The sequence below is a fragment of the Frankia sp. CeD genome, from assembly GCF_000732115.1.
Classification (GTDB): domain Bacteria; phylum Actinomycetota; class Actinomycetes; order Frankiales; family Frankiaceae; genus Frankia; species Frankia casuarinae.
The window spans coordinates 123545-143766 of sequence record NZ_JPGU01000007.1; the positions used below are offsets into that span (position 1 = coordinate 123545).

Annotated in this window: 15 protein-coding genes and 1 pseudogene (1 of these 16 cut by a window edge); 8 read left to right on the forward strand and 8 right to left on the reverse strand. The window is 68.8% G+C overall.

The window, feature by feature from the left end; translation table 11 throughout:
- Nucleotides 1-422 (reverse strand): annotated as a pseudogene (locus CED_RS07170) (hemolysin III family protein) (it extends 274 nt beyond the left edge of the window).
- Between the two features lie 282 nt (nucleotides 423-704).
- Here CED_RS07170 and CED_RS07175 point away from each other — a divergent pair.
- The 5 genes from CED_RS07175 (at nucleotide 705) to CED_RS07190 (ending at nucleotide 7821) form a co-directional block, all read left to right on the forward strand.
- Nucleotides 705-2534 (forward strand): phosphoenolpyruvate carboxykinase (GTP), encoded by a 1830-nt coding sequence (locus tag CED_RS07175; protein WP_011438271.1) that lies wholly within the window; start codon nucleotides 705-707, stop codon nucleotides 2532-2534.
- A 1233-nt stretch (nucleotides 2535-3767) separates the two neighbouring features.
- The gene (locus CED_RS07180) at nucleotides 3768-5060 is read left to right on the forward strand and encodes a PhoH family protein (RefSeq protein WP_035909339.1); all 1293 of its coding nucleotides are present in this window, start codon (nucleotides 3768-3770) and stop codon (nucleotides 5058-5060) included.
- 180 nt (nucleotides 5061-5240) lie between these two features.
- Nucleotides 5241-5942, forward strand: a complete 702-nt coding sequence (gene msrA, locus CED_RS07185; RefSeq protein WP_011438269.1) for a peptide-methionine (S)-S-oxide reductase MsrA — start codon at nucleotides 5241-5243, stop codon at nucleotides 5940-5942.
- Nucleotides 5878-6309: a recombinase family protein gene (locus CED_RS26080; protein WP_200875374.1), complete on the forward strand. Its 432-nt coding sequence runs from the start codon at nucleotides 5878-5880 to the stop codon at nucleotides 6307-6309. The genes msrA and CED_RS26080 overlap by 65 nt, the downstream gene beginning before the upstream one ends.
- A gap of 1071 nt (nucleotides 6310-7380) precedes the next feature.
- Nucleotides 7381-7821 (forward strand): hypothetical protein, encoded by a 441-nt coding sequence (locus tag CED_RS07190; protein ID WP_023840087.1) that lies wholly within the window; start codon nucleotides 7381-7383, stop codon nucleotides 7819-7821.
- Between the two features lie 346 nt (nucleotides 7822-8167).
- Here the strand turns inward: CED_RS07190 and CED_RS07195 are convergent, their stop codons facing one another.
- On the reverse strand, nucleotides 8168-8731 hold the full coding sequence (locus CED_RS07195) for a hypothetical protein (RefSeq protein ID WP_035729891.1): 564 nt from the start codon (nucleotides 8729-8731) through the stop codon (nucleotides 8168-8170).
- A 1072-nt stretch (nucleotides 8732-9803) separates the two neighbouring features.
- On the opposite strand from CED_RS07195, the gene CED_RS07205 reads away from it, so the two are divergent.
- On the forward strand, nucleotides 9804-10709 hold the full coding sequence (locus tag CED_RS07205; RefSeq protein WP_035909343.1) for an HAD-IIA family hydrolase: 906 nt from the start codon (nucleotides 9804-9806) through the stop codon (nucleotides 10707-10709).
- A 35-nt stretch (nucleotides 10710-10744) separates the two neighbouring features.
- On the opposite strand, the gene CED_RS07210 is transcribed toward CED_RS07205, so the two are convergent.
- Nucleotides 10745-12193 (reverse strand): hypothetical protein, encoded by a 1449-nt coding sequence (locus tag CED_RS07210; protein WP_035909344.1) that lies wholly within the window; start codon nucleotides 12191-12193, stop codon nucleotides 10745-10747.
- A 311-nt stretch (nucleotides 12194-12504) separates the two neighbouring features.
- On the opposite strand from CED_RS07210, the gene CED_RS07215 reads away from it, so the two are divergent.
- Complete coding sequence (locus tag CED_RS07215) at nucleotides 12505-13191, forward strand: nucleoside monophosphate kinase (protein WP_011438261.1); 687 nt, start codon at nucleotides 12505-12507, stop codon at nucleotides 13189-13191.
- 25 nt (nucleotides 13192-13216) lie between these two features.
- Here the strand turns inward: CED_RS07215 and CED_RS07220 are convergent, their stop codons facing one another.
- Nucleotides 13217-13777 carry a hypothetical protein gene (locus tag CED_RS07220; RefSeq protein WP_023840091.1) on the reverse strand — a complete coding sequence of 187 codons (561 nt, stop codon included), beginning with the start codon at nucleotides 13775-13777 and terminating at the stop codon, nucleotides 13217-13219.
- Nucleotides 13778-14348: 571 nt separating this feature from the next.
- On the opposite strand from CED_RS07220, the gene CED_RS07225 reads away from it, so the two are divergent.
- Entirely contained in the window at nucleotides 14349-14927 is a 579-nt protein-coding gene (locus tag CED_RS07225; protein WP_035909347.1) for an NUDIX hydrolase, read from the forward strand.
- Between the two features lie 86 nt (nucleotides 14928-15013).
- On the opposite strand, the gene CED_RS07230 is transcribed toward CED_RS07225, so the two are convergent.
- The 4 genes from CED_RS07230 to CED_RS07245 form a co-directional block, all read right to left on the reverse strand.
- Entirely contained in the window at nucleotides 15014-15364 is a 351-nt protein-coding gene (locus tag CED_RS07230) for a helix-turn-helix domain-containing protein (RefSeq protein WP_023840092.1), read from the reverse strand.
- A 112-nt stretch (nucleotides 15365-15476) separates the two neighbouring features.
- Complete coding sequence (gene sthA / locus CED_RS07235; RefSeq protein ID WP_011438257.1) at nucleotides 15477-16889, reverse strand: Si-specific NAD(P)(+) transhydrogenase; 1413 nt, start codon at nucleotides 16887-16889, stop codon at nucleotides 15477-15479.
- Between the two features lie 529 nt (nucleotides 16890-17418).
- A complete protein-coding gene (locus tag CED_RS07240) occupies nucleotides 17419-18810 on the reverse strand; it encodes a class II fumarate hydratase (RefSeq protein ID WP_035909348.1) in 1392 nt (463 codons plus the stop codon).
- A gap of 278 nt (nucleotides 18811-19088) precedes the next feature.
- The gene (locus CED_RS07245; protein WP_035729888.1) at nucleotides 19089-20048 is read right to left on the reverse strand and encodes a 4-hydroxy-3-methylbut-2-enyl diphosphate reductase; all 960 of its coding nucleotides are present in this window, start codon (nucleotides 20046-20048) and stop codon (nucleotides 19089-19091) included.
- Nucleotides 20049-20222: the final 174 nt, after the last annotated feature.

The following is a 20222-nucleotide window of genomic DNA, read 5'->3' on the forward strand; positions in this document are numbered from 1 at the left end:
CNCAGCATCCGGATGGCGACGCCGAGTCCCGCCCCTCCCCACACCACCGCCAGGACCACCCGAGCGGTCGTCGGCGGCATCGCGATCAGGGCGAAGGGGGTGTAAGTCCCGGCGATGAAAACAAAGATCATTGAGTGGTCGAGACGCTTCATGCGCGCCCGGGCACGTGATGTCGACCACATCGTCCGGTGATAGAGGGCGCTCGTTCCGAAGAGGGCCGCAATACTCAGGGCGTAAACCGCGACACCGAGCCGGGCACGCAGCGTGGTAGCCAGTGCCACCGCAATGACGCCTAGTGTCAGGCTGATCGGGAACGCGCCGGCATGTAGCCATCCCCGCATGCGCGGTCGCACCAGGTCACGCGGGTGCGAGGCGATGTCCGTCTGCGGAGGCCCGGCTGGCTGCTGTACGAGGGAAGCCACGCCGAGAACGATAACCCGAGGGTTGCCGCCGTCACGAAGCGGAGCTGGACGGCAGCGGTCGGTCCGTATCGGTGCGTGATGGATCCGACGCTTCTGCGCACTCGCTATCGCGCGACTGCGGACGGAACGCGCGGTACAGTCTAATGATCCTGAACGTGGCCTCGAACTTCCCCTATATTGTGGGTTTTGTCTGAACGTCCACGAGTACGTTCGAGTTCTCAAGTGGGTACCTGCATATGGGAAGAGAGCGCGGCAGGTTCGACTCGACCGGAGGTGTGAGCTGTGACAACCGCGGCACAGGTTTCGGGGCTGGACGTGGCCCCCACGAGGCACGCCAGGCTGGTTGCCTGGGTGCGCGAGATTGCCGAACTCACTCAGCCGGATCGGGTTGAGTGGTGCGATGGATCAGAGGCGGAGTTCGATCGGCTGACCTCCCTTCTGATCGAGCAGGGGACCCTGGTCCGGCTGAATGACGAGAAACGTCCGAACAGCTTTTACGCCGCTTCGGACCCGGGCGACGTGGCCCGCGTGGAGGACCGCACCTACATCTGCTCCGAGCAGGCGGAGGACGCCGGTCCGACCAACAACTGGCTGGACCCTGCCGAGATGCGGGCCACGCTCCGGGGCCTGTTCGCGGGGTGCATGCGGGGTCGGACGATGTACGTCGTCCCGTTCTGCATGGGTCCGCTCGGCTCGCGCATCTCGGCCCTCGGTGTCGAAATCACCGACTCGCCTTACGTCGTCATCTCCATGCGGACGATGACCCGGATGGGAACGCCCGCCCTCGAGCAGCTTGGAACGGACGGTTTCTTTGTCCCGGCCGTCCATTCCCTGGGCGCTCCGCTGGAACCCGGCCAGGCCGATGTTCCGTGGCCGTGCAATACGACGAAGTACATTACCCATTTCCCGGAAACCCGGGAGATCTGGTCCTACGGATCGGGTTACGGCGGAAACGCACTGCTCGGCAAGAAGTGCTATGCGCTGCGTATTGCGTCCGTCATGGCCCGCGACGAGGGCTGGCTCGCCGAGCACATGCTCATCCTCAAACTGACGTCTCCCGCCGGCAAGGTCCACTACATTGCCGCCGCATTTCCGTCGGCCTGTGGAAAGACCAATCTGGCGATGCTCATCCCAACCCTGCCGGGCTGGCAGGCGGAGACTGTCGGTGACGACATCGCCTGGATGCGCTTCGGTGAGGACGGCCGGCTGTACGCGGTCAACCCGGAGGCCGGGTTCTTCGGGGTCGCCCCGGGGACCGGCGAGCAGACCAACCCCAACGCGGTCAGGACCCTCTGGGGCAACGCCATCTACACCAACGTGGCCAGGACCGATAACGGTGACGTCTGGTGGGAGGGGCTGACCAAGCAGCCGCCGGCGCACCTCATCGACTGGAAGGGCCGCGACTGGACCCCCGAGTCCAGCGAGCCCGCCGCACACCCCAACGCCCGCTTCACCGTCCCGGCGGGCCAGTGCCCGACGATCGCCCCGGAGTGGGAGGATCCGCGCGGCGTGCCGATCTCGGCGATCCTGTTCGGCGGGCGCCGGGCGACCGCGGTGCCGCTGGTCACCGAGGCTCCCGACTGGCGGCGCGGGGTGTTCTTCGGCTCGATCGTCGCCTCCGAGACGACGGCGGCCCAGGCCGGAGCGATCGGCAAGCTGCGCCGGGACCCCTTCGCGATGCTGCCGTTCTGCGGCTACAACATGGCCGACTACTTCGCCCACTGGCTCGAGGTCGGGCAGAAGGCCGACCAGACGAAGCTCCCGCGGGTCTACTACGTGAACTGGTTCCGCAAGAGCCCGGAGGGCAGGTTCCTGTGGCCGGGATTCGGCGACAACAGCCGTGTCCTCGCCTGGATCGTCGGTCGCCTGGAGGGCACGGCAGCCGGGGTGGAGACGCCGCTCGGCGTCCTGCCGACGAAGGACGCCCTACCCGTTGACGGCATCGACATCGCCGAGGAGGACCTCGAGACCCTGCTCACGGTGGACGTCGAGGTGTGGAAACAGGAGGCCCAGCTGATCCCCGAGCACTACCAGACGTTCGGGGAACGGCTTCCGGCCGCCCTGTGGACCGAGCACGAGGCGCTTGTCGAGCGGCTGAACAGCGCAGACTGAGCGGCTGACGCACCCAACCGCGAGCTCCGTCCGGGGAGCGCACCGCCGGCACGGCACTTCGTGGCAGCGCCTCACAAGGCAACCGTGGCAGCGCAGGGCATCCGTGGCACCACTTCGTGTGATACCCCCGAGCGGGTCGGCCACGGGCCGAGCCGCTCGGCGGGCTCCCGGCCCGGCCCGTGGCGACCGGTCGGCAGGGTTCGGCCCTCCTTCGCCGGCCCGGCGGCCAGCCCGGCGCCGGACTCGTTCGTAACTCCGCGTCGCGTCCGTTGTTCCGCCGTCGGCGGGCCGCGTTCCTACCGAGTGTCGCGGTACGGCTCACCTGAGCGGAGCACCATCCGATAATGACCACCCCGCGGATCCCGCATGTTCGCCGGGGATCAATCCCTCCCCCGGGTGAATTTCCGGGAATTCCCCAGCCGGTTGGCTGAATTTCCTCCGACCCGCCCGACGGTGCCAGTCGGCGCCCTCTTTCGGGCCCGGTTTGGTTCGATCCGATCTCGATGACATGTCGAGACAACGAGTTTCCGATCATCGGCCCGCGGTGTTCCATAGCCCGGGTGTTCCATGGTGTTCCGTCGCGTTTCCCCCGTGGGCGCGCCTCATGCCGTCACCTCTCGGTCGTCGCGTTTCGGGTGACCCCTCACCGGCCATCACGCTTCGGCCTGTCACGTTCTGGCCTGTCGCGTTTCGGCCCACCGTGTCTCTGGCCGGCACGCCCGCGGTCATCCGGCTCTCGTCGGTCGCCGGGCTCATGGATCCGGTGGCGACCTGCGGCCGGTCGGTGCCTGTTGCCCCGGTCGGTCGGTGACTGTTGCCCCGGTCGGTGCCCGTCGCCGGAGTCGGCGCAGGTCCCGGGGCTTCCGAACCGAGCAGGGAGCGGTGACCTGGCTTCCTCGGGCGGACGCTCGTGGTCCGGCCTCCGACGGCGCCGCGCGCGGCGGCTGATGCTCCGCGTCATGATCCGGACGCAATGTGACCGATCGGGGTGCGACGGGAACTCCGGGGTGCGAGACGTTTCCAGTTCTTAACGTAACGTGTTGTCGGAAGTGGGTCGCCATCATCGAGGGCTGCGGTTACCGTGGGAGCGCTAGCGTCTCAAGCCGTGGTCCGGCATGGTGCCGGACCTCTCGGGAGGCCCCTCGGTGCCGCAAGCGCGACTACACCAGGAGGCCGGTGCCCGGCCCCTGCAGGGGTCGGTCCCGGACTACCTCCGAGTAAGCGGGTGGGCGTGTGCCACGAACGCATGTCGTCGACACAAGCGTGCTGCTTTCTGATCCTGGCGCGCTGCTGCGGTTCGCGGAGCACAATGTCGTGCTCCCCCTCGTTGTCATAGGGGAGCTGGAAGGCAAAAGGAACCATCCGGAACTGGGCTGGTTCGCCCGGGAGGCACTACGCATCCTGGACGATCTGCGCATCCGGCATGGTCGCCTTGATCAACCGCTCCCGCTGGACAACGGCGGGACGCTACGGGTGGAACTCAATCACACCGATGCGGCGGNGCTTCCNCCNGGGTTCCGGGTCGACACGAACGACTCGCGGATCCTGTGCGTCGCGATGAACCTCGCCCGCGAGGGCGCCGACGTCGTACTGGTCACGAAGGATCTCCCGCTGCGGGTCAAGGCGTCGGTGCTGGGGCTGCCCGCCGAGGAGTACCAGGCGCTGTCCCCGGTGGACACCGGCTTCTCGGGGATGGCCGAGCTCACCGTCNCCCAGGAGGACCTCGACCGGCTCTACTCCCGCGAGTACACCGAGATCCTGGAGGCCGCCGACCTGCCCTGCCACACCGGCCTGGTCCTCACCACCACCGGGGGGAGTGCCTCCGCGCTCGGCCGGGTGACCGCCGACAAGCAGGTCCGGCTCGTCCGCGGCGACCGCGACGCGTTCGGCCTGCACGGTCGCTCCGCCGAGCAGCGGGTCGCCCTCGACCTCCTGCTCGATCCGGATGTCGGGATCGTCTCCCTCGGCGGTCGAGCCGGCACCGGTAAGTCGGCGCTTGCCCTGTGCGCCGGGCTCGAAGCTGTGATGGAGCGCCGGGCGCACCGCCGGGTGGTGGTTTTCCGCCCGCTGTACGCCGTCGGTGGCCAGGAGCTCGGGTACCTCCCGGGCAGCGAGAACGAGAAGATGGCGCCCTGGGCCCAGGCGGTGTTCGACACTCTCGGTGCGCTCGTCTCCCCCGAGGTCATCGAGGAGATCGTGGATCGCGGGATGCTGGAGGTGCTGCCGCTCACGCACATCCGTGGCCGGTCCCTGCACGACGCGTTCGTGATCGTCGACGAGGCCCAGTCCCTGGAGCGCGGGGTGCTGCTGACCGTGCTGTCCAGGCTCGGGCAGGGGTCACGGGTGGTGCTCACGCACGACGTGGCACAGCGCGACAACCTGCGGGTCGGCCGGCACGACGGGGTCGCCTCGGTGATCGAGACCCTGAAGGGCCACCCGTTGTTCGCGCACGTCACGCTCACCCGTTCCGAGCGATCGCCGATTGCGGCCCTGGTCACGACGATGCTGGAGGATCTCGTTCTCTGAGCGATCTTGTTCTCTGGCGGCGTGCTCCCCGATCGTCCGGCGAACGTTCGATGAACCTTCGGAGAACCTCCGGAGAACATTTGGAGAGTATCTGGGGGGCGTCCGAGGGTCCCGGGCTGCGGGAACGTGTGGCCGCGGTGCGCGGTTGTGCGAGGAGACAACCACCGGAGGTGGCTTCCCATGTTCTTCGGTCGTCACAAGACGACACTGCCCACGCCCGAGCAGGCCCTTCCCGGCCGGGATCGGCCGGTGTTCGCGGGCGACGTCCCGCACACCGTGCTGGGGACCCCGCTCGCCGGCCCGTTCCCGGCGGGGCTGGAGACCGCCGTGTTCGGCCTCGGCTGCTTCTGGGGGGCCGAGCGCGCGTTCTGGAAGGTTCCCGGGGTGTACACCACCGCCGTCGGCTACGCCGGAGGGCACACCCCGCACCCCACTTACGAGGAGGTGTGTTCCGGGCTGACCGGGCACACCGAGGTCGTCCTCGTGGTGTACGACCCCGCGAAGGTCGGCTACGAGGAGCTGCTGCGCGTGTTCTGGGAAGGGCACGACCCGACCCAGGGCATGCGGCAGGGCAATGACACGGGCACCCAGTACCGTTCGGCGATCTACACCACCACTGCCGGGCAGGCCGCCGCGGCGGCTGCCAGCCGCGAGGCGTTCCAGCAGGTGCTGACCGCCGCGGGCCTCGGGGCGATCACCACCGAGATCGCCCCGGCTGGTCCGTTCTACTATGCGGAGGAATACCACCAGCAGTACCTCTCCGACGCCAAGAACCCCGGCGGCTACTGCGGCCTGGGTGGCACGGGCCTGTCAATATGTGGCCCATGGTCAGAGCGGGAATCTACGTCAGAGCCGGCCAGGACCGAACAGGCGCAGGGCTAGCAGTCTCACGTCAGGAGGCCGGGCTGCCGCCCCCTCTGCGACCGTAAGGGCTGGGCGGTCGAGGACGTCTACTACGGACAAGGATGTCGGTGCCCATTCCGGACGGCCACGCCCGGAGTGGGACCGGCTCGTTGACGACATCAAAGCAGGCCGCCTCCAGGCGATCGTCTGCTGGCACATCGACCGGCTGACCCGCCAGCCCCGCGAAGTTGCGGGACGACGCCGGGCCGCACTTCGGGTTCGGCTGGCACGCCGTTGGTCCGGAGCCGGGGTGGCGAAGCTGGTCGAGATGCTCGACTTGGGCGCCGAACGCATCCCCGGACAGGATCGCGTCGAGCGGCGNGGAGNGGACGTNCCCCGCCGATGAGCTGGACCACGCCGACACCGAGGCCGGCGGCGTCGTTGATCACCGCACTCCAGTCGGCGGTGCTCAACGTCCCGTGGTCCCCGAGCGGGGACGAGTCCGCGTAGCAGTGGACGCAGGCTGACACCGGCCANTGATCTCCAACGCGACAAAGTCGAGCGCGGGCATGGTTGTGGGCGGCATGACATCTCCTCGGGTATATCCAGATGTCTCACGGTCAGACCGGCGGCGCCCACGGGGTGCGGCCGTGCCGGCGCACCACGGGCAATGCCAGATGGACCTCTGCGGGTGGCCGAGGACCGTGGCGTGGACGGTGACCCGGACCCCATAACACGTTGGCACGGACCCTCCTCTATCGCGCCGACCCCGATCCGATAGCCGCAGCGGCATCGGCTCGCGACGCGCTCGACGTGCTCGACGTGCTCGACGGGCGGCCTACGCGTGGCGTGATCCAGCGATCAGGCGAGATGTGGCGGGAAANGCACCACCGGTGGCCGAAGATCGCAGCCGTTCAGGATCTTGGAGAGGTTATCGATCATTCTCGGCGGGCGTTGGAAGCAAANCCACCGGCATCAGCGTGAACCGCCTGTCGGTTACGGATCCGGCACGTTTGCTACCTGCCCGCATCTGCCGGGCTACCCTCCCGGATGAGCTGACGGCGGAGATGGAGGGAGGATGGGCTTCGGGCNGAACGCGGACAAGCGGGGCAGTAGTAGCGGGCAGGTGGGCAACCCGGCCGCTGAGCGGCACGAGGGCGAGGATTTCGATGGCGCCAGCATGATCCGGTGCCCGCGATGCGGCGGCTCTGGGAAGGTTCAGAAAAAGTGAGTGCAGGGGAAAGCTGCGGCGAGGAGGGGCCTACGGGCCCCCAACCCGAGGTGCACGCGCTGTTCCCGTCCTGCGGCGAGTGCCGGAGGGCGCGCGCGGAGCATCTGCGCCGGTCCGCGCGCGGGGCGCGGATGCGCGACGGGCTGCCCAGCCTGACTCTCCAGCCGCCGGTGACGCGCTGCCCGCATATCCCGGACGTGTGGGCGCCGGGATTCGGCCCGGGTCGGAGCCGCCGGAGGGCTCCGGGTGGGAGACGCGGCCGGAGGGCCCGGTCTGACCCCCGCCTGGTTCAGCCAGCTTGTCCCCGGTGGGCGGATGGTCCTGCCGTTGCGCTGGCGCGGCCAGACCCGGGGTGTCGCGTTCGTCAAAGGCGGCGACAACGTGCTGCGCTCGGACGCGGTGTTCCTCCGCGGCTTCGTCCCGATGATTGGTCAGGACGTCGAACGCGTCGCCGCGCTCCACGAAAACCCGCTCGTCCAGATCCACTACGACGTCGACCAGGACATCGACCCGGACCACCTCACCGGCGTCTTCGCCACCCCCGGGTCGCCGCCTGGTCGGGCACGACCATCGGGCCGCAGGACCCGATCGACGGGATCTGGCTGCGCGCCACTGCCACCGACCCGGCCGTCTGCCGGATCAACGCCAGCCGTGGCGCGGTCGAGGCCGATCTGTGCGTCCCGCTGATCCCGAACCTGAGCCCCGCGCTGGTCGCCGGCTCCTCGCTTGCCTACCTCGCCAAGCGCCGCCTCGACGGCCCCNATCCGGTATACGAGATCGGCGCCCACGGCCACGGGGCTGACGGCCAGGCCCTCGCTGAACGCCTCTGCGATCACATCCGGACCTGGGACACCGACCGCAAGGCCGGCCCGACCCTCACCGCGATCTCGCTGACCGCCGACGCCGAGGTCCCGCCGACCGCGATCGTCAAGAAGGACTGCGCGATCGTCATCACCTTCTGGCAGCCGAGGGTGCCGCGTGGCCGTACTTGCCCGAGCGCGGGCAATCGCGGGCAATCGCGGCCGGCCGGTGCTCAGCCGGTGGGAACGATCTGCGCCGGGGCCCCGATCTGGGCGACGATCATGGTCCAGCGCCCGTCACCGGCGTTGAGAGCGTCGGTCGTGCGCTGCAGCAGCACCGGCGGGGGGNCGGGCGTGCCGTCGAACAGGTTCCCGCACGCCGTGACCGCCTGGGCGTAGGCACCGGCGCCTTCGGTCCAGTTCCTGCTCACGCTCTCGACGGGCGGGAGGCCCAGCGGTCCGATGCGGTCGACGGCCCGCCCCAGGTCGGCGCAGGCCGGTTTCAGCGACATGCCGTCCGCCGCCTGAATGTCGGCCCGTACCGCGTTGACCGCCCGCACGACCTCCGAACGGACCTGGGCGGTGGTGGCGTACCAGGACGTGAGCCGGGCCTTGACGTCGGTAGTGGGCGGTGCCGCCGCACCGGCCCCGCCACCGGCCCCGCCACCGGACCCGACGACGAGGAACACCACGACCACCGCCGCGACCCCGGCCACGGAAAGAACCGCCAGCCCGCGTCGACGTTCCTCCCTGGTCAGTTCCTCCCAGGTGCGGTAATCGCTCCGGCGCCGGCTCACGGATCCCCCAGATAGCCAGATAGCAAGAAGTCAGCGACAAAGCAGACGCACAGCTCAATCCTGACGTTGCGTCGGGAGCGACTCCCGACCGCGCCGGTGACGCGACGCCCGGCGTCCCACCTACCCGATTCAACCTCCCCCCGCGGCGCCGAGGCGCCGCGGGGGGCACCACAAAGGGGAACACCGCGAGGGGCACCACCAAAGGGGCACCACCAAAGGGGCGCCACCAAACGGGCTCCGGGGCTCTGCGGCTCCGGGGCTCTGCGGCGGTTATCCCGACCACCGCCGTAGCGATACGCCGGACCGGCGGTATGCGCGGCGGTAGATGCGGCCGCGCGACCGAGAGCACGGGCAGCGGACAAAGTACCGGCCTACGACATCACCCGAACGTCGGCGCGGGAAAATGCACCGTCTTCTACTCCCTCCCAAGGGGATCCCCACGCGGGAACTTCGATTTTCGTCACACACCTCTGCGTTCCGCTCCCGGCCGGCTCGGCGATGTACTCACGGATGTACGAACGGGCCGCGCCCGGCCGTTGCCGGCGGAGGATCCTGGACCGACCCAGGTCGACCTCCGGCGTTTCGATGCGCAAAGCCGCGCGAAAGCGCCAAGATATCCCGGGTTCTTTACCACCCCGCGGCTCGGTGGATACCGGTGAGGGACGTTCGCGAAGGGGCACAGATGGACTACGTGATGGACTTGTNGGAGTCGGAGTGGGGGACACCCGCACCGGACCGGACGGGTAGCTGGGCGATCGTCGTTCTGGAGCAGGGGACCCGGCAGGTGCAGGGAGTCATCGGCCCGTTCCGGTCGCCCGGCCATGCGCAGGCCTACGCCTGCGACGGGGGATTCGCCGACTGGCTCATCGTCCCATCCCTGTATCTGATGTCGCCCACCGAACCGGAGATCGCCGCCATCGCGGTGCTGTGAGAAGGGATCACCCGAACCCGGTGAGCTGAGGTGAGGTGACCGAACCCGCCGGATCGTTCGGGCCGGGTGGTCCCCATCATGGTGCCGAGTGGGGACCACCCGGCAGACGGCATCGAGCGCAGGCGGGGAGAATCGGGGGNCATGGCGGAACATCTGATCGAGAACTATCTCATCGACATGGACGGTGTTCTGGTCCATGAGGAACATCCCATTCCGGGCGCGGATGCCTTTCTGGCCGGGATCGGCGAGGCAGGCCTGGGTTTTCTCGTGTTGACCAACAACTCGATCTACACGGCCCGCGACCTGTCCGCCCGGCTGGCTGGCGCGGGACTCACGATCCCGCCGGAGCGGATCTGGACCTCGGCCCTCGCCACCGCGCTCTTCCTACATACCCAACGCCCCCGGGGATCGGCGTACGTCGTCGGCGAAGCGGGCCTGACCACGGCGCTGCACGACATCGGCTACGTCCTCAGCGACCGGTCACCCGATTACGTCGTCCTCGGGGAAACCCGGACCTACAGCTTCGAGGCAATCACCAAAGCGGTACGGCTGGTGCGCGACGGCGCACGCTTCATCGCGACGAATCCCGATCCCACCGGTCCCTCGGTGGAGGGTCTCCTGCCCGCNACCGGGGCGGTCGCGGCGATGATCACCCGGGCGACCGGCGTCACACCCTACTTTGTCGGCAAGCCGAACCCGTTGATGATGCGCAGTGCGCTGAACACGCTGTCCGCGCACAGCGAGACCACCGTGNTGATCGGCGACCGGATGGACACCGACGTCGTCGCCGGCCTGGAGGCCGGAATGGACACCGTGCTGGTGCTGTCGGGCATCACGTCCATCACCGACGTCGACCGGTTCCCCTACCGACCGACCGCCATCGTCGACAGCATCGCCCAGTTGCCCGTCGGTCGGGATGTGCGGACGCTCGACAGCATGCCGACGGCCGCCGTCCGCCCGGCGCCAGCCGGGGCTCCCGATCGCACCGGGACGCACGGTCGGAGCCCGGGACCGGTGCACACCTCGGGGTCCACCACACGTGGGTGAAGGGCCACCGCGGAATCAGGGAACCCCGGACGGGATCAGGAGCCGCCCTGCGAACGGCGGAACAGGGTCGCGGTCGGCGCGGCGGCGGTCAGGGTCACCTTCGTCGGCGTGAACAGGAACGACTGCTGGGGCAGGCCGTCCGGACCCAGCAGGAACGCCCGCTCGATCGAGTCGACCTGGACGCGCGCACCGGTGTCGGCACCCGCACCGACGACCCGGGTCGCCTGGATGGACGCGATGTCCTCCGCGACCGTCCCGGGTGGGAGTTCGACGGCCGTGGCGGCCGGCGCGTCCCGTTCGATGGACCAGGCAGGGTAGGTCTTGTTCGATCGGTAGGTCTCGGGGTTGCCGGCGAGCCGCACCCCGACCGACAGCCCGACCCAGGCGTCGGCGGTGTTCGGCGTGCCGACCGTGTTCTTCCGGACGATCAGGTACAGGTAGTTACGCGGGTCGCTGATCCGGGTGCGTGGGTCCGGGACCGGGGCGTCGGCGACCTTGCCCTCCCGGGCGACCTCCTGGGACATCACCCAGTAGGTCCACGGGTTGCNGTCCATCTCCCGCTCAGGGGCCTCGGCGTTCGGGTCGAGGGTGTCCGCGGCTGACAGGGCGAACCGCATCGGGCCGTCGGTGTTCTGGCACATGCTGTTGCTGCGCGTGCAGGTCCCGAGCAGCGGGTGCGTGCTCTCGTACCGGCCGGTGAACGGCTGCGACGTGTGCTCCGGCCCCTGGATCACGGCGCTGCCGGGGATGGCGTTGCCGGTGGCGTCGATCTCTACCTGGTAGGTCCACTCGATGTCGGTGGTCCGCCCCCAGAACGCCATCAGGGCCGGGGTCGGGGTGCCCTCGTCCTCGTTGCTCCACACCATCGAGTAGGTCAGCAGGCGATGACCGGCGATCGCGGTTGGCGCCTCGGAGTGGAAGGCGAGCAGTGGGGTGTCGGTGACGGCGTTCTGGAACGGCCCGCCGGCCATCGGGTCCGCGGCGGCGGCCGGCGCCGTCCGGCCGTAGATCACCGGGGCGTGCGCCAGTGCCTGGTAGCCGTTGTCCTGCGGCGTGACGGTGCGGAAGGTCAGATCGGTCAGGCGCGCCGTGGCGGCGTTGCGGGGCGACCGGTCCGCGGCGAACAGCGTCCGCAGGGTGTGCTTGCCGGCGGCCAGGTGACCCAGCGCGAGGCTGCGCTTGATCGGGAAGGACGTGGGGATCACGAGATCGGTGGCGTAGGCGGTGTCGACGTAGAGCGACAGCACCGCGGACTCGCCGCCCGGGGAGCCCCAGGAGACCCCCGGGGCGGTGGTGGTGACGTCCAGGAGCACCTCGCCGTCGGCCTCGGTGCGGAAGGGGATCGACGAGTCCTGCCCCCGATTGAGGACGATCTCCGCGGGTGGAGCCGGTGCCCTGTCCCCGGAACCGCACGCTGTGAGCCCCACCGCCAGCACGGTGGCGGCCAGGCCGGCGCCGAGCGTCTGANGCAGTCCCCTTGACACCCGCGTTCCCTCCTAGAATCCGGGATCGCAGCCGCGGCCCGTNCCGCGCTCCCCCGATCCCCATACATCCTGACATCCTGCTCTTTACGGCATTGTCGGCGTGCATCGGTCCGGGTTGGGCCACGGATAGCCCGCCGGTCGGCCGTGCGGGTGTCATGACGTACCCGCCACCGCTGGGCCGCGGAAACCCCTAGTGATCTCCATGGCGGATAACGTCGCGACGGAGAGGCCGGTGGGACAGCTGGGGGCGGGCCACCGAGGCGGCCGCGCGTCGGCCGGCCTCCGGGGCGGAGGAACGATCGGGAGTCGGCGTGCGCAAGTTCGTCATCATGGGCGTGCAGGGCAGCGGCAAGGGAACCCAGGCGACGATGATGGCCCGGGACTTCGACCTGGTCCACATCAGCGTCGGCGACGTCTTCCGCTGGAACGTGCAGAACCACACCAAACTCGGTGCCCAGGTCAAACGCATCGTGGCGGCCGGTCACCTGGTCGGGGACGACCTCGTCGAGTCGGTGGTGCGCTCCCGGCTGGCCGAGCACGACTGGAACTACGGGTTCATCATCGACGGGTTCCCGCGCAACGCCCGGCAGGCCGAGTTCTTCCTGGAGAGCTACGACATCGACGGGGTCATCTACCTCGACCTCCCCGACGACGAGGTCTATCGGCGGGTGCTCGCCCGCCGGTTCTGCTCACGGTGCGGCCTGGACTACAACCTGATCGCCAGTAGGCCGCAGGTGCCGGACACCTGCGACGTGTGCGGAGCGCCGCTGCTGACCCGGGCCGACGACAACCCGCAGGCACTTGCCGTCCGCCTGCGGGAGTACCACGAGAAGACCCGACCGGTCATGGAGATCTTCCAGCGTAAGGAGTTCGTGGCCGTCGTGGACGCCCGGCACCCGCCGCGCGAGGTGCAGGCGGAGATCCGTCGGCATTTCGATCTTCCACAGCTCGATCGCTCGCAGCTTGATTTTCCGCAACGGCCGGTCGTGCCCGGGTGAGCCCGGCCGTGATTCCCCGGGGGGACTACCGCTTGGTGAACACCACGGCGACGCCGTCGGTATTGCCGATCCCCGCGGCCCCGATACTCCCGTTGACGCCGTGCCCGTTGAACTGGATGGCTCTGGCGACCCCCGGAATCCCCACATCCGTTGTGATCTTGTAGCCGGCGCCAGGCAGGGTCTGCCGGTAGAAGGTGGCCACCCGGTCGCTGGACACCCCGCCCAGTGTCACCGTCGACGTCTTCCCGGTGGTCGTACCGACCTTCACGGTGGCCCCGGGCGGCACCGGGAAATCGGGGGGGACATTCGTGCCACGCAGGGCATCCGCGCCGCTGACGGCGTCGATCCTTCCCACCCCCGGCAGCGAGGTCGGCAGCGCGGTGGGCAGCCCGCTCGGCAGCGCGGTGGGCAGCGACGTCGGCAGGGTCGGTGTGCTGACGGAGGGCGGCACGCTGATGTCGTCGGACCCCCCGCAACCGGCGGTCAGCGCGACCATTCCCGCGAGGACCAGCCCCGGAAGCAGCGTCATGGTTCGGCCGGACCGGATCCCTCGGCGTGGTTCGTCGAGGGTGAGGTTCTCCCGCACGGCTGGTCCTCCCGCTCGGTCCGACCGGCGGAACGGGGGTCCCGCGGGCGGACGGTAGATCATCACTGTGGATCTGTCCAGGTGTCTGATTCCCGGATCTTTCGGATCCATGCCGTCGACCTTAGTCGCGGACGGTGCACGCCGCGTGGCGGTGTCGGCTCGGCGTCATTGCCCGCGTGGGATGGCCCGCGTGAGTGGGGGTGGCCCGCGTGGGGATGCGTCGGCGCGTCGCCACCCGGGGGAGCACACCTGAGCTTCACGTTGGGTCGGGGGCCGGGGTCGCGCGTCGGGGCGGTCGAGCGGCGCGCCGGTACCAACAATTACCTTCCGTAGTCACAAGAGGGGGATGGGCCGCATGGGGGTGATGATTACACGGGGTGTTGGTGCCACTGCTTCCAGCTTCCGCCGTTCCGCGGCCGACGGTGGATCCCCTCGTAGGCGGAGCTCCCTTCCTTGCTGCCGGAATTCCGATTCGGTCCGTTCTGTTACCTTTTTTGTCACTGTAAGTGAGTATGCTGGTGCGATACGAGTTTCGGTGTGTCCCGTCTCAGTGGGTCGTGATCGGCGCCCGATGCCTGTACGTTCCTTAAGCGTGGCGGTCACCAACAACGCGGTGANCGGTGTGGCCCTGGGCTACATCGAGGCAAATCCGGACGAAGTGGACCTCATGCGGTCCTTGGTCGTGCTGGCTCTGCACGGGCCATCCATCACAGCCCGTAGCACGATGCCGGCCCATGTCACGTGCCGAGCCGCGATCGTGTCCCCGGACTGGCGGGTGCTGGAGATCCTGGAGCCGTCCACCGCGGTCTGGCGGATGCCCGGCGGTCATGTCGATGCCGACGACTCCTCGCTGCTCGGCGCCGCGCTCGGGCTCGCTGCGCGCCGGGCCGGTGTCGAGGCCGACGCGGTGATCCCGGGCGGGATCCTCCCGTTCGACGTGGAGGTCAGAATCGTCGACGCCGCGCCGATCCTCGGCGAACCCGAGCACGTGCACTACGACATGATCTATCTCTTCCACGTCGAGGACCGCAGCCTCGCGGTGCGGGAGAGCGCCACGACGCAGGTTCGGTGGGTGGCGCCCGAGCGGATTTCCGGCCAGCTGGGCGCGAAGCTGACCAGGGCGTCCCAGCAGGCCGGGCTGGTACGCTGACCGGACCCGTGCGGGCCTGATCCGCTGGGGTGCCGGGCAACCCCGGGCCAGCAGGACGGGTCAGCAGGACGGGCCAGCAGGACGGGTCAGCAGGACGGGTCGGGGAGCCAGGTCTCGGCCCAGAGGGAGAGAGCCGCGACCGTGTCCGCGAGGTCCGCTCCCTTCGCGGTCAGGTGGTACTCGGTCCGCGCGGGCGTGTCCGGGACGACGGTGCGTCTGACCATCCCTTCGGCTTCGAGTTCCCTCAGCCGTACGGAACAGAGCCGGTCGGACAGGTTGGGCACCGCCGTCGTGATCTCGGAGAACCGGGTTGCGCCGGCCAGCATCGCGCGTACGATGGCCCCGGTCCAGCGCCGCCCGATGGTCTCGACGGCATGGTGGTAGCGCGGGCAGAACGAGGACAGCTCCNCCCTGATCAGCCTATGCTTGCCCGCCATTAGCCGGCCCGATCCGGTGATAGCGGCTTACCTTTCGTCAGCTCATGACGTCGTGGGGCGAGGAGCCCGGTTCGCGGCCGCCCCCGGCCCGATGCGCCGTCTGGTGCTCCGGTCAGCCGCTGAAGCGGGCAACCGCGCGCATCTTGTTCATTGCGTCCAGGGCCGCGACCTTGTAGGACTCGGCGAGCGTCGGATAGTTGAAGACGCTGTCGACAAGGTAGTCGATGGTGCCACCGCAGCCCATCACGGTCTGTCCGATGTGGACGAGTTCGGTGGCTCCCGTACCGAAGACGTGCACCCCGAGAAGGCGCCGGTCGTCCGGGCTGACCAGTAGCTTCAGCATCCCGTACGAGTCACCGAGGATGGCTCCGCGGGCCAGCTCCCGGTACCGGGCGATGCCCACCTCGAACGGGATGGCCTGCTCGGTCAGTTCGTCCTCGGTGCTGCCAACATAGGAGATCTCCGGGATCGTGTAGATCCCGATCGGCATCAGCTCGGCCCGCATGGCGTTGACGTCCTCGCCGCAGGCGGCGTACGCCGCAAGGCGTCCCTGTTCCATCGACGTCGCCGCGAGAGCGGGGAATCCGATCACGTCGCCGACCGCGTAGATGTGATCGACCTCTGTGCGGAAGTCCGAGCCGACCTTGATCCGGCCGCGGTTGTCCGCGGAGAGGCCGGCCGCCGGAAGATTGAGGATGTCGGTGAGCCCCTGCCGCCCGGCCGAATACATCACCGTGTCCGCCGGGAGCTTCTTCCCGCTCTCGAGCAGGGTGAGGGTACCGCCGTTGTGGCGTTCCACGGAGACGACCGACTCGCGGAAACGGAAGGTCACCGCAAGATCGCGGAGCTGATACTTCAACGCCTCGACGATTTCGAGGTCGCAGAAGTCGAGCATCCGGTCACGGCGCTCGACGACGGTCACCTTCGTGCCGAGCGCGGCGAACATCGAGGCGTATTCGATACCGATCACACCGGCGCCGACGACGACCATCGACCGGGGCAGTTTCTCCAGGGCCAGGATCTGGTCGCTGTCGACGACGGTCCGTCCGTCGAAGTCGACCGTGTCCGGCCGCGCCGGGCGGGTTCCCGTGGCGATGATGATTCTTTCCGCCTGGATCCGGCGGTCCTCGGTGTCCTCGCCGCCCGCCCGCACGTTCACGGTGTGCGGATCGACGAAGCTGGCCAGGCCCGTCAGCAGGGTGACGTGGTTACGGCTGAGCTGGTTGCGAATCACGTCGATCTCGCGGCTGATGACATGTCTGGTCCGCGCCGAGAGGTCACCGACGGTGATGTCATCCTTTACCCGGTAGCTCGACCCATACAGCTCACGCTGTGACATGCCGGTCAGATAAAGGACCGCTTCTCGCAGCGTCTTGGACGGGATCGTGCCAGTGTTGATGCTGACACCACCGATCATTTCCCGCTTGTCGACGATCGCGACCCGTCGGCCGAGCTTGGCCGCTGCGATCGCGGCCTTCTGCCCGCCCGGCCCGGATCCGATGACGAGGACGTCGTAGTCGAACATCGTCACATCCCCCGCAATCTATCGGTCTCCGGTGAACCCGAGGCTATCCGGCCGGACGGGTCGGATCGGCATGTTGGCCGTGCTTGTTACGTCCATTTCTTCTGGGAAATTTCTCGGGAGTCGCTTTACCTGCGGGTTATCACTTGAGGTAGGTGTCGCGAACCCGTCCGTGATGGCCGAGGCGTGCCGCCACGTCCGCCATATGTGCCGGTGTGGTTCCGGCTGAGAGCTTTTCGAGTCCAGCTGGTGGGAACCCGTCGAGGAGTCGCGACGCCAGGCCGCCGGGCCGTCGTGCCGGGCCGTCGTGCCGGCAGGTGAAATTGGGGCACCCGCCACCCGTAACCAACCCGCCGCCGACCCGTTAAACCTCTAGCGGGGGTCGTGGAGGCTGTCTGGGGGGTCTTCCACGGCCCCCGCCGCGCCGTCGGGCGCCGCTGTCGGGTTGCGCCGTCGGGACGGAACACCTCCGTGGGTCACGGAGGTGCCCGGGAGACGCGACGGTCGGGAGCGGCCGCCCGACGAGCTTCGGCTACGGGTGGGTCATCGACAGCACGTCGAGCGCGGCGTCGAGCTGTGCCTNGGTGAGTTGGCCCGCCGCAACGTAACCGCGCTCGAGAACGACCTCGCGAATGGTCTTCTCCTCGGCGAGCGAGATCTTGGCGACCTTCGCGGCCTCCTCGTAGCCGATGTACTTGTTCAGCGGCGTCACGATGGAGGGGGAGGACTCGGCGTAGCGGCGGCAGCGTTCGACGTCGGCGACGATGCCGTCGATGCAACGGTCGGCGAACAGCCGGCTGATCGTCGACAGGATGTGGATCGACTCCAGCAGGTTACGTGCGATCACCGGCAGCATGACATTGAGCTCGAAGTTCCCGGCTGATCCGCCGAACGCGACCGCCGCGTCGTTGCCGACGACCTGGGCGACGACCTGACAGACCGCCTCGGGAAGGACCGGATTGACCTTGCCGGGCATGATCGAGGATCCGGGCTGGAGGTCGGGCAGCCGGATCTCGCCGAGCCCGGCTCGCGGGCCGGACGAGGCCCAGCGCAGGTCGTTAGCGATCTTGTAGAGCGAGAGGGCGATCACCCGCAGCACGCCGGACGCCTCGACGAGGCCGTCCCGGGAGGCCTGCGCCTCGAAGTGGTTGCGTGCCTCGGTCAGGGGAAGACCGGTGCTGGCGGACAGTTCCTCAATCACCGCGGCGGAGAAGCCGGGCGGGGTGTTGATGCCGGTCCCGACGGCTGTCCCACCGAGCGGCAGCTCTCCGATCCGGGGCAGTGCCACCTGCAGGCGCTCGACGCCGAGCCGGACCGCGGCGGCGTACCCGCCGAACTCCTGGCCGAGCGTCACGGGGGTCGCGTCCATCAGATGGGTCCGGCCGGACTTCACGACGTCGGCGAACTCGGTCTCCTTGCGACCGAGCGCGGTGGCAAGGTGCTCCAGGGCCGGGATCAGGTCCCCGACGATGCCCTGGGTGGCGGCGATGTGGATCGATGAGGGAAAGACGTCGTTCGAGGACTGCGAGGCGTTGACGTGGTCGTTCGGGTGAACCGGGCGGCCGAGGCGCTCGGAGGCGAGCGAGGCCAGCACCTCGTTGNTGTTCATGTTGGACGAGGTGCCGCTGCCGGTCTGGAAGACGTCCAAGGGGAACTGGTCGTCCCAGTCACCACGGGCCACCTCCGTGGCCGCGTCGACGATCGCCTCGGCGATGTCCGCGTCGAGCACGTCCAGCTTGGCGTTCACCGTCGCGGCAGCGGCCTTGATCCGGGCGAGCGCCGCGATGTGCGCGCGGGAGATCCGCTGGCCGGAGACGGGAAAGTTCTCCACCGCCCGCTGTGTCTGGGCCCGCCACCGGGCCGTGACCGGTACCCGGACGTCACCCATGCTGTCGTGCTCGATGCGGTATTCCTGCTCGCTCATGCGCCCGTTCTCCCGATGCTCGTCGCCCGTGCCCTGTACCGCACGTGCCCTGTACCGCACGTGCCCTGTACCGCATACTGGGGCCGCGTCCCGGCGAGATGCCGCCTGGACGCGGCCCCAGGGCCGACCTTAGGACATGTCGGGACCCCTGCTATAGGGGGCCGTTCGGGGTCTCCGTCACCTTGCCTTCGGCGAGGTTCCTGAGGGGAACGTCGGGGCTTCGGCGCAATGCGGGGAAGGGTGGCTCCGACGAGTCTGGTGTGAGGGGCGGTCCGGGCTCAGCCGGCGGCGCGCTCGCGGGTACGCATCTCCCGGCGAAGCTCCGGCGGCAACGCGAAGAGAAGGTGCTCGTCCGCGGACGTGACCTCCTCCACATCGGTGAAGCCCCGCTCGGCGAGCCAGGCCATCACGCCGGTGACGAGTTCCTCCGGCACCGATGCGCCACTGGTGACCCCGACGGTCTCGACACCATCGAACCAGCTCAGGTCCACCTCGGTGGAGTCGTCCACGAGGTAGGCGGCCGGGGCGCCGGCGTCGAGCGCGACCTCGACCAACCGGACCGAGTTCGAGGAGTTCCGCGAGCCGACGACGATGACCAGGTCGACCGCGCCGGCGATCTCCTTGACGGCGACCTGGCGGTTCTGCGTGGCGTAGCAGATGTCGTCGCTCGGTGGACCCTGCAGATGCGGGAAGCGCTCGCGCAGCGCGTCAACCGTCGTCATCGTCTCGTCGACGGACAGTGTGGTCTGGGAGAGGAAAGCCACCCGCTCCGGATCGCGGACCTTCACCCCGGCGGCGTCCTCGGGCCCGTCCACGAGGTGGATGCGGTCCGGAGCCTGCCCGGTGGTGCCGACGACCTCCTCGTGGCCCTCGTGGCCGATGAGGAGGATGTCGTAGTCCTCACGGGCGAACCGCCTGGCTTCAGAATGCACCTTGGTGACCAGAGGGCACGTGGCGTCGATTGTGCGGAGCTCGCGCACCGCCGCCTCTTCGTGCACCGTTGGTGCCACTCCGTGGGCTGAAAACACGACGGTGGCGCCGTGCGGCACCTCGTCGGTTTCGTCCACGAAGATCGCGCCCTTGGCCTCCAGCGTCTTCACGACATGAAGGTTGTGAACGATTTGTTTGCGTACGTAGACCGGTGAACCGTACAGCTCTAGTGCTTTCTCCACGGTCACGACGGCTCGATCGACACCAGCGCAGTAGCCGCGCGGTTTGGCAAGAAGGACCCGGCCCATGGGTGGGAGTCTACGCGGCGGCGGGCGGCCGGGAAGTCGGCTAGGCGATGCATCACCCGATGGCGACATCGTCCGGTCCGGCCGTGGGGAGGGCCGCCGACCGTTGTGGGGTGAGGCTGTGGGGTGAGGCTGTGGGGTGAGGCTGTGGGGCGTGGTTGTGGGGCGTGGTTGTGG